13 protein-coding genes and 1 other RNA gene are annotated in these 13026 nt (G+C 64.2%); 9 read left to right on the plus strand and 5 right to left on the minus strand.

Features of this window, described 5'->3' with window-relative positions:
• Nucleotides 1-25: 25 nt before the first annotated feature.
• Nucleotides 26-122, plus strand: an RNA gene (ffs, locus tag FIU91_RS16240) — signal recognition particle sRNA small type.
• Between the two features lie 5 nt (nt 123-127).
• Here ffs and FIU91_RS16245 read toward each other — a convergent pair.
• Nucleotides 128-637, minus strand: a complete 510-nt coding sequence (locus FIU91_RS16245; protein ID WP_093008798.1) for a protein-tyrosine phosphatase family protein — start codon at nt 635-637, stop codon at nt 128-130.
• Nucleotides 638-887: 250 nt separating this feature from the next.
• On the opposite strand from FIU91_RS16245, the gene FIU91_RS16250 reads away from it, so the two are divergent.
• On the plus strand, nt 888-1130 hold the full coding sequence (locus FIU91_RS16250) for a DUF3253 domain-containing protein (protein WP_093009241.1): 243 nt from the start codon (nt 888-890) through the stop codon (nt 1128-1130).
• 72 nt (nt 1131-1202) lie between these two features.
• On the opposite strand, the gene FIU91_RS16255 is transcribed toward FIU91_RS16250, so the two are convergent.
• On the minus strand, nt 1203-2042 hold the full coding sequence (locus tag FIU91_RS16255) for a prephenate dehydratase (protein WP_152463267.1): 840 nt from the start codon (nt 2040-2042) through the stop codon (nt 1203-1205).
• Nucleotides 2043-2161: 119 nt separating this feature from the next.
• On the opposite strand from FIU91_RS16255, the gene FIU91_RS16260 reads away from it, so the two are divergent.
• The 6 genes from FIU91_RS16260 to FIU91_RS16285 all read left to right on the plus strand — a co-directional run bounded on the left by FIU91_RS16260 (nt 2162) and on the right by FIU91_RS16285 (nt 9994).
• Nucleotides 2162-2704: a cytochrome c family protein gene (locus FIU91_RS16260; RefSeq protein WP_152463268.1), complete on the plus strand. Its 543-nt coding sequence runs from the start codon at nt 2162-2164 to the stop codon at nt 2702-2704.
• Between the two features lie 92 nt (nt 2705-2796).
• Nucleotides 2797-4005 (plus strand): MFS transporter, encoded by a 1209-nt coding sequence (locus FIU91_RS16265; protein ID WP_254701988.1) that lies wholly within the window; start codon nt 2797-2799, stop codon nt 4003-4005.
• Nucleotides 4006-4149: 144 nt separating this feature from the next.
• Nucleotides 4150-6084, plus strand: coding sequence for an extracellular solute-binding protein (locus FIU91_RS16270; RefSeq protein WP_152463269.1), 1935 nt, complete (start codon nt 4150-4152; stop codon nt 6082-6084).
• Between the two features lie 28 nt (nt 6085-6112).
• The gene (locus tag FIU91_RS16275) at nt 6113-7192 is read left to right on the plus strand and encodes a microcin C ABC transporter permease YejB (protein ID WP_093008802.1); all 1080 of its coding nucleotides are present in this window, start codon (nt 6113-6115) and stop codon (nt 7190-7192) included.
• Nucleotides 7193-7256: 64 nt separating this feature from the next.
• On the plus strand, nt 7257-8405 hold the full coding sequence (locus FIU91_RS16280; RefSeq protein ID WP_254702118.1) for an ABC transporter permease: 1149 nt from the start codon (nt 7257-7259) through the stop codon (nt 8403-8405).
• Nucleotides 8402-9994, plus strand: coding sequence for an ABC transporter ATP-binding protein (locus FIU91_RS16285; protein ID WP_152463271.1), 1593 nt, complete (start codon nt 8402-8404; stop codon nt 9992-9994). The genes FIU91_RS16280 and FIU91_RS16285 overlap by 4 nt, the downstream gene beginning before the upstream one ends.
• A gap of 17 nt (nt 9995-10011) precedes the next feature.
• Here FIU91_RS16285 and FIU91_RS19505 read toward each other — a convergent pair whose 3' ends face one another.
• Both FIU91_RS19505 and FIU91_RS19510 read right to left on the minus strand, forming a co-directional pair.
• Nucleotides 10012-10158: a hypothetical protein gene (locus FIU91_RS19505; protein WP_172975035.1), complete on the minus strand. Its 147-nt coding sequence runs from the start codon at nt 10156-10158 to the stop codon at nt 10012-10014.
• Complete coding sequence (locus FIU91_RS19510; RefSeq protein ID WP_172975036.1) at nt 10155-10292, minus strand: hypothetical protein; 138 nt, start codon at nt 10290-10292, stop codon at nt 10155-10157. Before FIU91_RS19510 ends, FIU91_RS19505 begins: the two co-directional genes overlap by 4 nt.
• 99 nt (nt 10293-10391) lie before the next feature.
• Here FIU91_RS19510 and FIU91_RS16290 point away from each other — a divergent pair, with 99 nt between their 5' ends.
• Complete coding sequence (locus FIU91_RS16290; protein WP_093008805.1) at nt 10392-11273, plus strand: LysR family transcriptional regulator; 882 nt, start codon at nt 10392-10394, stop codon at nt 11271-11273.
• A gap of 67 nt (nt 11274-11340) precedes the next feature.
• Here FIU91_RS16290 and FIU91_RS16295 read toward each other — a convergent pair whose 3' ends face one another.
• Nucleotides 11341-12906: a D-alanyl-D-alanine carboxypeptidase family protein gene (locus tag FIU91_RS16295; RefSeq protein ID WP_371418195.1), complete on the minus strand. Its 1566-nt coding sequence runs from the start codon at nt 12904-12906 to the stop codon at nt 11341-11343.
• Between the last annotated feature and the right edge of the window lie 120 nt (nt 12907-13026).

The raw sequence follows: 13026 nt of genomic DNA on the forward strand, positions 1-13026 counted from the left end.
CCGCGCGGCGCCTAAGTCCTCCGTTGAGAGGTTGGCGCGGGCGAGCGCCTCGCCAACCCGGTCAGGTCCGGAAGGAAGCAGCCGTAACGAGTCCCGCTTGGGTCGCGTTCCAGCCTCTCACCTCCCCTCAGGAATGCCTCACGAAGCGTGATGGCTCGGGTTTCGCCGCGAGCGCCCAGCGCATCTGCGCCTCGGTTTCGACCGCGCAGGGCCGCACGGCCCTCAGCCGCGGCAACGCCTCGTCCGGCGCCTCGCCCATCTCGATCATCAGCCTCAGCGCGGCCATGCCCGAACGCCCGCACCCAGCCTTGCAATGCACCAGCACGCGCCCCCCGCCGAGGAGCGCGCGCCGCGCGAAGCCCGAGACCGCGACCCACCTCGTATCGAAGGCGGCATCGGGCGCCTGACCGTCCTCGATCTCGAGCTGGTCCCAGCGCGTGCCCCGCTCCATCATGTCGCTTCCGAAACGCTCCGCGCCGGCCATGTATAACTCGAGCCGCGTGACCAGGGACAGAACCAGCGCGGGCCGCCAGTTCTTGACGTGTTCGAGATCGTCCGCGTAGCTGCCGCTCGCACCCGGCATCGGCGCTATGGCGAGGATACCTCCGCCCACGGGAAGGGCATGGATCACGTCCATCCGCGGCCTCCTCTCAAAGCCGACCGGCCGCGGCGGTTTTGAACCGCGTCACGCTGCCGACCGAACGGCGAAATATCTCGATATCGTCGCTGCGCCGCACCCCTCGGAGCTGCATGGCCGTCCCCCCGAACTCAAGCCCGACTGTCATGATACACCGCGACAACCGGAGGGTAAGGCATAATTCGCGCCGCTTGCCATTCAAGCCGCCGCGTTTGCGGGAAAATTCTGCAATCCCGCTAGATTGATGGCGATGACACCCGATGATGCGACACTCCGCAGCGAAATGATGCGCCTCGCCCGAGCGCGCGGACCCGACAAGAGTTTCTGCCCGTCCGAAGTCGCGCGCAGCCTCGCGGAGGACTGGCGCCCGCTTATGCCAAGAATCCGCGCCCTCGCGACCGGGCTACCGCTCGCGGCGACGCAAAAGGGACGCCCGGTCGACCCCGCAGAGGCGAAAGGCCCCATCCGCTTGTCGCTCGGGAAGGATGCCTAGCGACACGCGCCCTCTTTGGGTTGGCCCAAATACCCGCGGGGAGCGCGAGGGGCTGGCCCCTCGCTCCCGCCTTCAGGGCCTGCGCGGATCGCGGGGATAGGTGCCGAGGATCGTCATGCTTTCGGTGAAGTAATCGAGCTCGTCGAGCGCGCGGGCGACAGCGGGATCCTCGGGATGGCCCTCGATATCGGCGTAGAACTGGCTCGCCTCGAAGGAACCGCCGATGAGGTAGCTCTCGAGCTTGGTCATGTTCACGCCGTTGGTCGCGAAGCCCCCCATCGCCTTGTAGAGCGCGGCGGGAATGTTCCGCGTCTGGAAGACGAGCGTCGTGAGCATCCCGTGATCGCCGCGGCGGCTGTCATCGGCCTCGGGCGACATCACGAGGAAGCGCGTGGTATTGTTGCCCTCGTCCTCGATATGGCGTGCGAGCACGTCGAGCCCGTAGATCTCGGCCGCAAGCTCGGCAGCGAGCGCACCACGATGCGCGATTCCGCCCTCGGACACAGCCCGCGCCGACCCTGCGGTGTCCGCCCCGGTGATCCGGTGGATGCCATGCTCCTTCAGGAACCGCCGGCACTGGCCCAGCAGAACGGTATGGCTTTGCGCCTCGGTGATCTCTTCAAGAGACGTGCCCGGCAGCGCCAGAAGGTTGATGTGCACCCGCACGAACGCCTCGTCGATGATCCTCAGACCCGATTGCGGCAGCAGCGAGTGAATATCGGCGACGCGCCCGTAGGTGGAGTTCTCGACCGGCAGCATCGCCAGCTCCGCGGCACCGGTCTTCACGGCCTCCACGGCGTCCTCGAACGTCCGGCATGGCAGCGCTTCGTGATCGGGCCGAGCGTGCCGGCAGGCCTCGTGACTGTAGGCTCCGGGCTCTCCCTGGAAGGCGATGCGTTTCGTCTCGGTCATGAGCGGTCTCTGCAACTCTTGCGGCTTGGGCGTTTGGTCGCGGTCAGTATACCTTGCCTCTCGGAATGGGAACCAATAGATAGCGGCGCAAATCTTCAGGTACGACGGACACGCACCCCATGTTTGACACGATGACCTTCACCAAAATCATTGGTGGCTTCTGCGGCGCATTTCTTGTGTTCCTTCTCGGCGGCTGGGCGGCCGAGACGGTCTATCACGTCGGCGGCAGCCACGGCGGCGAACATGCGGAAGGCGAGGAAGAGGTCGCACGCGGCTTCCCGATCGAGGTCGCCGAAGAAGGCGGTGAGGCCGAAGAGGAAGAAGAAGTCGATTTCGCCACCTTGATGGAAAACGCCGATGCCGGCGCGGGCGAGCGGGTCTTCAGCGCATGCCGCGCCTGCCACCAGCTCGAAGAGGGCGCGAACGCTGTCGGTCCCTATCTCTATGGCGTCGTCGGCCGCGACATCGGCGCCGCTGACGGCTATGGCAGCTATTCCGGCGCGCTCTCCGAAGCGGGCGACGTCTGGACTCCCGAGAACCTCAACGCCTTCCTCGAGAACCCGCGTGGCTGGGCGCCCGGCACCTCGATGTCCTATAACGGCCTGTCCGACCCTGAGGATCGCGCGAACCTGATCGCCTATCTCGATCAAACCGACGACTGATCCCGGATCACGCTAGTCCCTAAGGGCGTGCGGCAATGCCGCGCGCCCTTTTTCGTTCAGGAACGCAGCGGGATGCATCGCGTTTTTCGGGCATGAGCGGTGGACGCGTTTCCTTTTTCACTTCCCTGTCCGCCGCCGGCTTCGCCGCGACGGCGATCAGCTACGGCCCCGCGCGCATGGGTTTTGGGCTTTTCGCCTTCGAGTTTCGTGACGCCTTCGACCTCTCGACATCGCAAATCGGTCTGATTTCGAGCCTCGGCTTTCTCGGTTTCTTCCTTGGCCTTCTTGCCGCGCAAGAGACGCTGACGCGGTTCGGGCCGAAGACACCGATCCTCACGGGGCTATTCGCCGCCACACTGGGGCTCGGCATCGCGGCGCTGGCCACGGGCCTGTGGGTCCTCTGTCTCGGCATCTTCCTTGCGATGTCGAGCGCGGGCTTTGCCTGGACACCGTTCAACGATGCGGTTCACCGCAAGGTCATCGACCCGTGGCGCCCGACCTCGCTGTCGGCGATCAGCTCCGGCACCGCGGCGGGTATCGCCGGCGCAGGACTTGCCGCCTTCGTAATGGTGGCGACGGGTTTTTCCTGGCGGATCGCCTGGGGAATCTTCGCCGCAGCCAGCGCTCTGGCCCTTGTCGGGAACTGGGCCGCGATGCGCGACATGGATCGCGACCCCGATAGCGAGCGCGGCCGCAACTGGCGACTGATGCTGCATGTCGCCGCGATCCCTCTCTTTGTCGTGGGATTTGTCTACGGTACGACCTCGTCGATCTTCATCTCGTTCGCGGCGGACCGGATGGTCGAGCAAAGCTCTCTCGACTCCGTTCCCAAACGCGCCATCCCGGCCCTTGTCTACATCGTGCTGGGTATCTTCGGGCTGGCAGGACTTGCGACGCAGAGCCTCAAGCAAGCCATCGGCCTGCCCTTGCTCCTGCGCCTCGTGCTGGGCACCGGCGCGGCATCCCTCGCTTTCGTTGCTCTGCTCCCTCAAAGCTGGGCCGGGATCGTCGCGGCGGCAGGCCTCCAGGGCCTGCACATCATGATGACGAGCGCGATCCTGGCCTTCTGGTCGGACCGGTTGTTCCCAACGGTTCCCTCGCTCAGCTTCACCGCAGCGCTGCTCGCGACGGCGGCCGGGAGCATTCTGGGTCCGGCGCTGGCAGGGATGGCCTCGGGCGCCGTCGGCCCGGTCGTGATGTTCCTCGGAGCGGCGCTTCTGCCCGCCGCGACCGCCCTTTTGATCCCCTCCGCCTATGCCAGCGAGATCATTCCCGCGGCAAGTGGCGAGACAACTCCATGATGGGGCGCGTGCAGGATTCCTGCTCTCCGGCCAGGCGAGACGCTTTCTCACAGCCTGATTACAGGCACTTCACGCAATAGAAACTTGAACATCGCCGGATCCCGCTCTTAGCCTATGTCTCAACTCAAAGACAGGGAGGAGCCGATGGCGCTGATCCGCCGTGCTCAGGACGACAAGTCGAGATCCGACGCCAAGGTTCGCCGGGAGGACCGCGACAGACCGCTCCGCCTGTGGCTCGCGGGCGCGCTTGTCACAGGACTGACCCTCGCGGCGACCTTCGCCTCGGCGCAGGACACCGGCGAAGAGACGATCACCGCGCATGGCGTCTCCTCCTTCGGGGAGCTGAAATACGGCCCCGACTTCGAACATTTCGACTACGTGAACCCGGACGCCCCCAAGGGCGGAGAGTTCTCGACCTGGGCCTTCGGCACGTTCGACAGCCTCACGCCCTACACGCTGCGCGGCAATCCCGCCGCGCTGTCGACGGTGTTCTACGACAGCCTGATGACCGGCAATCTCGATGAGCCGGACGCGATGTACGGGCTCGTCGCCGAAAGCGTCGAGTATCCCGAAAACCGCGAATGGGCGATCTTCAACATGCGCCCCGAGGCGACGTTCCGGGACGGCACGCCGGTCACTGCCTCCGATGTGGTCTTTTCCTACAACATCCTCGTGACCGAGGGACGTCCATCCTATCGCGTCTCGCTCAAGGACTTTGAATCCGTCGAAGCCTTGGACGACCATCGCGTGAAGTTCACCTTCAACCCTGACGGTCCGCTGCGCGAGCTTCTGATGACCGCCGCCGGTCTGCCGATCCTCTCCGAGGCCTATTACGCGGATCGCGACTTCGCTGAATCGAGCCTCGAGCCGCCTATGGGGTCGGGGCAGTATGATCTCGAAAGCGTGGATGCAGGCCGGTCTGTCACCTATGTCCGCCGAGACGATTACTGGGGCAAGGATCTGCCGGTGAATGTCGGGCAGAATAATTTCGACCGCATCACCATCGAATACTTCGCCGATTACACGACCGCTTTCGAAGCGTTCAAGGGCGGGGCGTACCTGTTCCGGCAGGAATACCAGTCTCGGATCTGGGCGACCTCCTACAACTTCCCGGCGGTCGAAAACGGCTGGGTCGAAGTCGAAGTGCTGCCAGACGGACGTCCCTCGGGCACGCAGGGGTTCTGGTTCAACCTGCGCCGCGACAAGTTCCAGGATCCGCGCGTGCGCGAAGCGATCGGCATGGCCTTCAACTTCCAGTGGTCGAACGAGTCCCTCTTCTACGGGCTCTATAATCGCACGGACAGTTTCTTCGAGAACTCCGATACGCTTCAGGCAGAGGGCATGCCGTCCGAGGCCGAACTTGAACTGCTCGAGCCCTATCGCGATCAGCTACCGGACTCGGTCTTCACCGAAGAGGCCTTCAGCCCGGCGGAATCCTCGTCCACAGAACTCGCAGACCGCCGCGCGCTACGCGAGGCCGGACGGCTTCTAAACGAGGCCGGCTGGGAAGTGGGCGACGATGGCTTCCGCTACAAGGACGGAGAGCGGTTCACCATCTCGGTCCTGAACGACAGCCCCTCCTTCGATCGGATCATCAATCCCTATATCGAGAATCTGAACCGGCTTGGCATCCAAGCGGACGCGACCCGCGTCGATGCCGCTGAATCGCTCGAGCGCGAAAAGCGGTTCGATTACGATATCACCACGCGGCGCTATGCGATGTCCTCGACGCCGGGCGACGAGCTGCGCGGCGTGTTCGGCTCGGACAATGCCGATGTCGAAGGCTCGAACAATGTCGCGGGCCTTGCGAACGAGGCCGTCGACGGCCTCATCCAGCGCATCGCCACGGCAGAAAGCCGCGAGGAGCTCGAAGTGGCGACCCGCGCGCTCGACCGCGTGCTCCGCGCGCTGCACATCTGGGTGCCGCAATGGTACAGCGGTGTGCACAATATCGCGTATTTCGACGTGTTCGAGCGCCCCTACGAGGACACGCCGCCGCGCTTCGGCATTGGCGAGATATCGATCTGGTGGTACTCGGAGGAAAAGGCCGAGGCGCTGCGCGAGGCGGGCGCTCTCTGAGCGATAACAACACCGGACCGGAGCAGTCATGGGCGCCTACATCCTTCGACGCCTGCTTTTGATCATCCCGACGCTACTCGGGATCATGATCATCAATTTCGCGCTCGTTCAGTTCGTGCCCGGCGGGCCGATCGAACAGGTGATCGCACGTGTGCAGGGCGATGGCGACGTCTTCCAGGGCTTTGCCGGCGGCGGCGATGCGGGCGGCGGAGGCGGCGGCAGCGAGGATTACGCCGGTGCGCGCGGCCTGCCGGCCGATTTCATCGAAGAGCTCGAGCGTGAATTCGGCTTCGACAAGCCGCCGCTGGAACGCTTCTTCTCGATGCTCTGGGACTACATGCGGCTCGACTTCGGCGAGAGCTATTTCCGCTCGATCTCGGTGATCGATCTCATACTCGAAAAGATGCCGGTCTCGATCTCGCTGGGTCTATGGTCGACGCTGATCGCGTATGTTGTCTCGATCCCGCTCGGCATCCGCAAGGCGGTGAAAGACGGCACGAGCTTCGACACCTGGACCTCGGCGGCGATCATCGTGGCCTATGCGATTCCCGGCTTTCTCTTTGCGATTCTCCTGCTCGTTCTCTTCGCCGGCGGATCCTATTTCCAGATCTTCCCGCTAAGGGGCCTGACCTCGGACAACTGGGACCAACTCTCGTTGATCGGCAAGATCGCGGATTACTTCTGGCACATCACCCTTCCGGTGCTCGCATCCACTATCGCCGCATTTGCAACGCTGACGCTTCTGACCAAGAATTCCTTCCTCGACGAGATCAAGAAGCAATACGTGATGACGGCGCGCGCCAAGGGCCTCGAGGAACGGCGCGTTCTTTACGGCCACGTCTTCCGCAACGCGATGCTGATCGTGATCGCGGGCTTCCCGGCGGTCTTCATCGGCGTCTTCTTCTCGGGCAGCATCATCATCGAGACGATCTTTTCGCTCGACGGGCTGGGGCGGCTCGGCTTCGAAGCGGCGGTCGCGCGAGACTACCCGGTGATCTTTGGCACGCTCTTCATCTTCGGCCTCATCGCGCTGGTGGTGAACATCCTGTCGGACCTGATGTATGTCCTTGTCGATCCGCGCATCGACTTCGAGAAGCGGGAGGGCTGAGATGTCGCAGATGCCCGATCCCCACAAGACCGAGCCCGGCGTGAGCACGGCTGCGCCCGAGCCGATGCCCGGCCAGACCGTCGCGCCGCAGCCGCCCAAGGGCCGTTTCGCGCTCTCCCCGCTCAATCAGCGCCGCTGGCGGAATTTCAAGAAGAACCGCCGCGCCTTCTGGTCGCTCTGGATCTTTCTCGTCCTCTTCGGGCTGTCGCTGTTCGCGGAGTTTCTCGCAAACGACAAACCGATCCTCGTGAGCTATCGCGGCGAGATCCGTATGCCGATCTTCTCCTTCTACGCCGAGACGGATTTCGGCGGCGATTTCCGCACCGAGGCGGCCTATCGCGACCCAGAGGTGCGCTGCCTCATCGCGACGGGCGGGCTGGTCGACTGTTTTGACGATCCGGACGGCTTTATCGAAGCCGCAGAAGCCGGCACGATCGAAGACCCGGACTTTCAGAAAGGCTGGATGCTCTGGCCGCCGATCCCTTACAGCTACGACACGCCCGTGGACCGGCCCGGCGCGGCGCCGCTCCCGCCCAGCGCGGAAAATTGGCTGGGAACCGACGATACCAAGCGGGACGTCGCGGCGCGGGTGATCCACGGCTTCCGGCTGTCGATCCTCTTCACGCTGATCGTCACCACCGCATCGTCCATCATCGGCATCGTCGCCGGTGCGGTGCAGGGATATTTCGGCGGCTGGACGGACCTGATCTTCCAGCGGATCATCGAGATCTGGGCATCGACCCCGTCGCTTTACATCATCATCATCCTTTTCGCGATCCTGGGGCGAAGTTTCTGGCTTCTGGTCATATTGACCGTCCTGTTCGGATGGATCGCGCTCGTCGGCGTGGTGCGCGCCGAGTTCCTGCGCGCCCGCAACCTCGAATACGTGCGCGCGGCAAAGGCGCTCGGGGTGTCGAACGGCAAGATCATGTTCCGCCACATGCTGCCGAACGCGATGGTGGCGACGGTCACGATGCTGCCCTTCATCGTCACCGGCACGATCTCGACGCTGGCGGGCCTCGACTTCCTGGGCTTCGGTCTGCCCTCCTCCGCGCCGTCCCTCGGTGAGTTGACATTGCAGGCCAAGCAGAACCTTCAAGCGCCATGGCTCGGCTTCACGGCCTTCACCGTCTTCGCGGTGATGCTCTCGCTCCTCGTCTTCATCTTCGAAGGGGTGCGGGACGCGTTCGACCCCAGAAAGACATTTTCATGAGCCGCCTTCTCGATGTGACCGATCTGCGGGTGAGTTTCACGCAAGATGGCGTGACCATACCAGCTGTGCGGGGCGTGTCGTTTCACATTGCGCCGGGCGAGACGGTCGCGCTCGTGGGCGAGTCCGGGTCAGGCAAGTCGGTCACGGCGCTTTCCACGGTTTCGCTCCTCGGCCCCTCGGCGCATGTCGAGGGCTCGGCAGTCTATGACGGGCAGGAAATGGTCGGCGCGGAAGACAAACTCCTGCGAAAGGTTCGGGGGAACGACATCTCCTTCATCTTCCAGGAGCCGATGACCTCGCTCAACCCGCTGCACACATTGGAAAAGCAGCTCTCCGAAAGCCTTGCGATCCATCAGGGACTGGTGGGCGATGCGGCCCGCAAGCGCATTATCGACCTTCTGACCCGCGTCGGCATCCGCGAGCCGGAAAGCCGCCTTGGCGCCTATCCGCACCAGCTATCGGGCGGGCAGCGCCAGCGCGTGATGATCGCGATGGCGCTTCTGAACGGACCGGAGCTTCTGATCGCTGACGAGCCGACCACCGCGCTCGATGTCACGATCCAGGCCCAGATCCTCGAGTTGCTGGCCGAGATCCAGCGCGACGAGAACATGAGCCTCCTGTTCATCACCCACGACCTTGGCATCGTCCGTCGCATCGCCGACCGCGTCTGCGTGATGAAGAACGGTGAGATCGTGGAGAGCGGCCCCACGAAGGAGATCTTCGACGCTCCCTCGCATTCCTACACGCAGATGCTTCTGTCGGCGGAATCCACGGGCACGCCCGACCCGGTCAAGGATGGCGCGGAAGAGGTCGCGCGGACGGACAACCTCAAGATCTGGTTCCCGATCCAGCAAGGCCTTCTGAAGCGCACGGTTGGGCACGTGAAGGCGGTCAACGACGCCACGATCAGCGTGCGGGCCGGCGAGACCGTTGGCATCGTCGGGGAATCCGGCTCGGGCAAGACGACGCTCGCGCTCGCGATCATGCGGCTCATTCAGTCCGAAGGCGGGATCACCTTTCGCGGCCGCGACGTACGAAGCTGGAAGACGAAGGAGCTGCGTCGCCTGCGCTCCGAGATGCAGATCGTGTTCCAGGATCCCTATGGCTCGCTCAGCCCGCGGATGACATGCGAGCAGATCATCGCCGAAGGTCTTGGCGTGCACGGCTCCCCGGACGGGCGCCCGCACCGCGAGCTGGTAGAGGAAGTGATGCGGGAAGTGGGGCTCGATCCCGCCACGATGCATCGTTACCCGCACGAATTTTCCGGCGGTCAGCGCCAGCGCATCGCCATCGCACGCGCAATGGTTCTGCGTCCGCGTCTCGTCGTGCTGGACGAGCCGACCTCGGCGCTCGATATGACGGTGCAGGTGCAGATCGTGGATCTCTTGCGCGAGCTTCAGCGCAAATACGACCTCGCCTATCTCTTCATCAGCCACGACCTGAAGGTCGTGCGGGCGATGTCACACAAGGTCATCGTGATGAAGCAGGGCGACGTGGTCGAATACGGGGCCACGGAAGACATCTTCGAGGCCCCGCAAACCGAGTATACCCGGACTTTGATTTCGGCCGCTTTCGACCCGATCGGATAGCGCATCGCGCTCAGGGGTCATCGCGACCCTTTATCTTCGTGCCAAGGCCGGTCGGGACGTCCTTCGGACCAGAGTGACGGCGGCAGGTAGGCATTGATCTGCTGCACCGTCGGCAGGCGGTTCCAGAGGCTTTGACCGGTCTTGCGGATGTGGTTCAGGCTCATTTGCTGACCTCCTTTGGAGCACGGAAGCGAATCCGCTCCTGCGTGGGGGTTTCGATGCGGCGCTCCCAAGGCGTGAAGTCGCTCTTGTGATTGCCGGCTGCCGTCATCAGGCTTTTTGCAAGAATATCCAACATTGATACGCATCCTTTCCTTCGCTGCGTACCTTCCATATCGTGCTTTCAATGCCGGAACGCCAATCAGGAATTCTCACTACATGTAAGCTGGAGTGACATATGGAATGGAACGGCCTACCGCCGCTCTCTGCCTTGCGCGCCTTTTCGGCCTATACCGAGACTGGCTCTGTCACCGAGGCGGGGAGACGGCTCAACGTCAGCCACGCGGCGATCAGCCAGCAGTTGCGCGCACTCGAGACGCATCTCGGCCTCAAGCTTCTGGATCGCAGCGGGCGCTCACTGTCTCTGACCTATGAGGGGCACGAGCTGGCGGGTGCGCTGTCCGAGGGGTTCGGCCTTATCGCCCGGACGATCGAGGCGCTGACCGGGGCGGATGCCGCGCGGCCTTTGCAGGTCACCACGTCACCGACCTTCGCCGCCAATTGGCTGATGCCGCGCCTTGCCGGGTTCGCGGGAGAGCACCCGGACGTCGAGGTCATGATCGCGCCGACGCCGCATCTCGTGCCGCTCGAACCCGGCGGCACCGACATCGCGATCCGGTATGGCGACGGGAATTGGCCAGGCATGGACAGCACCGAGCTCATGCGCTCGCCCATCAACATCGTCGCCGCACCGAGCCTCGTCGGCGATGGCCCGATCCCGGACCTCAAGGAGCTTGCCGGCTTGCCCTGGCTCCAGGAGCTCGGGACGACCGAAGCAACCGAGTGGCTCAAGAGCCGTGGCCTCGAGGATGCGCGGATCCGGGGCATCCACGTGCCGGGCAACCTCATGCTCGACGGGGCGCGGAACGGTCAGGGCATCGCGGTCTCGACGCGCGTCGCGGTAGAGGAAGACCTGCGCGCCGGTCGCCTCCGGCTGCTCTTCGAGGAGCGCCGCGACGCCGGTTATCACGCCGTCACCCTGCCCGGCGCCAAGCGCCCGCCGGTCAAGGACTTCCTGCGATGGGTGATCCGCGAGGCGAAACGGGATCAGCGCACATGAAAACGCCGGGGGATGTGATCCCCCGGCGCTCTCGTTGCCTTACGAGCTGTCCCTCGTTCTTTTCTTGTCAGCTCGGGCCGATGGCCGTGCATTCGATCTGCCGCGCCGCGAGGCGCTGACAGGCGAGTTGCGCCGTGTCCTGGGAAAGCCCCATGAAATTCGCGTCGAATCCGTTGCCGCGATTGACCACCTTGCGGAGCGATCCGCCAAGCGTCCCGGTCTCCTGCAGCGCGGTCTTCAGAAGGATGCGCTCTGCCGAGTACCGGCTCGGATAGGTCCCGATATTGATGCCCCAATGCCGCCCACCGGAGGTGGAGATACGGCTGACGACTTCACGCTCGGGTGCGGGGGCTGCCGTCGCGGCCTCGGCCATCGCGGTCTCTCCGCCAAGAGAGGCCAAGACGACGCCTTCGGGCCGCGATTTCGGCGCGAGCGATGCGGCAGGCGCGCCCTCGCTCGCCGCGGCAACTGCCGCTACGATCTCGTCGGTATCGAGCGAGGCAACCTCGGGCATCTTCGCGATCTCGTCCTGGCTGGGCGCGCTGTCGGTCGCAGCGGCCTCGGCGATGGCAAGCGCCTGAGCTTCCTCGACCACGGCCTGGATATCCGCACCGACCTCGGCGACGAGAAGCGGCGCAGGCTCGGAGCCCGGACGCAGCGCGGGCCGCAAAGAACGTGTCACGGCAGCCGATGCCACACGGATCGACTTCGCGCGGTGACCCGTCGACGGATCGGCATCCTTGGCAATCTGAATATCGCCCATCTTTCCCATGTAAGCGGGTCGCTTGGGAGCGTTGAAGGCCACCCGCGTCGGCGCTTTGGAGAAGCCCAGATCGAGCAGCTTTTCCACCTGCGCGTTCCGCGTCGCGGTGGAGCGGCCGCCAAAGACCGTGGCGATCACCCGCTCGCCGCCGCGCTCGGCGGAGGCAACGAGGTTGAAGCCTGCCGCGCGGGTATAACCGGTCTTGATGCCGTCCGCGCCGGAATAGCTTTGCAGGAGCCGGCGGTTGGTGTGGGAGACCGTGTGCATTCCTGCATCCGCCGTGATGCGGCTGAAGAGGTTGTAGTACTCGGGATAGTCGTAAAGCACATGCCGTCCGAGGATCGTCATGTCCCGCGCGGTCGAGAGGTGCCCGCTTTCGGTGAGCCCATGCGCGTTCTTGAAGTTGGTGCGCGTCATGCCCATCGCTTTGGCGGTGCGGTTCATGCGCCGGGCAAAGGCCGCTTCAGACCCTTCGATCGCCTCACCGATCGCGGTCGCGGCATCGTTGGCCGATTTCACCGCCGCCGCGCGGACGAGATAGCGCAGCGCGATCTTCTGGCCTGAGCGCAGCCCGAGCTTGGACGGCGGCTCAGCCGCGGCGTTGCGGGTGATGGTCACCTCGGTGTCCATCGACAATTCGCCGTTCTTCACCGCCTCGAAGGCAATGTAGAGGGTCATCATCTTCGTCAGGGACGCCGGATGAAGCTGGGTGTCGGCATTCTCGCTGTAATAGACCTCGCCCGTCCGCGCATCCATCACCATCCCCGCATAGGGGGCGGCCATGGCGCTCAGCGGAAGGAGCACGAGGAACCAGAATGCGGTGAAAAAATACAGGCCTGGATGGCCCGCCTGCCTGCGCGGTACCTTCACGATTCTCGCCTTCTCTGCCTCTCAACCCCCGGTGTTCCGGTTGGGCCTTGTTGTATGGCTATTTGCCTTGATTACAGAAAAGGTAGCACATGAAGGGTGCCGCGCAAAGCCTTCATATCA

The sequence above is a fragment of the Roseivivax sp. THAF30 genome (assembly GCF_009363575.1).
In the GTDB taxonomy this organism is placed as follows: domain Bacteria; phylum Pseudomonadota; class Alphaproteobacteria; order Rhodobacterales; family Rhodobacteraceae; genus Roseivivax; species Roseivivax halotolerans.

Coding starts and splice junctions, on each gene's coding strand:
- FIU91_RS16245 (WP_093008798.1), bottom strand. CDS start 637: ATGGACGTGATCCATGCCCTTCCCGTGGGCGGAGGTATCCTCGCCATA.
- FIU91_RS16250 (WP_093009241.1), top strand. CDS start 888: ATGACACCCGATGATGCGACACTCCGCAGCGAAATGATGCGCCTCGCC.
- FIU91_RS16255 (WP_152463267.1), bottom strand. CDS start 2,042: ATGACCGAGACGAAACGCATCGCCTTCCAGGGAGAGCCCGGAGCCTAC.
- FIU91_RS16260 (WP_152463268.1), top strand. CDS start 2,162: ATGTTTGACACGATGACCTTCACCAAAATCATTGGTGGCTTCTGCGGC.
- FIU91_RS16265 (WP_254701988.1), top strand. CDS start 2,797: ATGAGCGGTGGACGCGTTTCCTTTTTCACTTCCCTGTCCGCCGCCGGC.
- FIU91_RS16270 (WP_152463269.1), top strand. CDS start 4,150: ATGGCGCTGATCCGCCGTGCTCAGGACGACAAGTCGAGATCCGACGCC.
- FIU91_RS16275 (WP_093008802.1), top strand. CDS start 6,113: ATGGGCGCCTACATCCTTCGACGCCTGCTTTTGATCATCCCGACGCTA.
- FIU91_RS16280 (WP_254702118.1), top strand. CDS start 7,257: ATGCCCGGCCAGACCGTCGCGCCGCAGCCGCCCAAGGGCCGTTTCGCG.
- FIU91_RS16285 (WP_152463271.1), top strand. CDS start 8,402: ATGAGCCGCCTTCTCGATGTGACCGATCTGCGGGTGAGTTTCACGCAA.
- FIU91_RS19505 (WP_172975035.1), bottom strand. CDS start 10,158: ATGAGCCTGAACCACATCCGCAAGACCGGTCAAAGCCTCTGGAACCGC.
- FIU91_RS19510 (WP_172975036.1), bottom strand. CDS start 10,292: ATGTTGGATATTCTTGCAAAAAGCCTGATGACGGCAGCCGGCAATCAC.
- FIU91_RS16290 (WP_093008805.1), top strand. CDS start 10,392: ATGGAATGGAACGGCCTACCGCCGCTCTCTGCCTTGCGCGCCTTTTCG.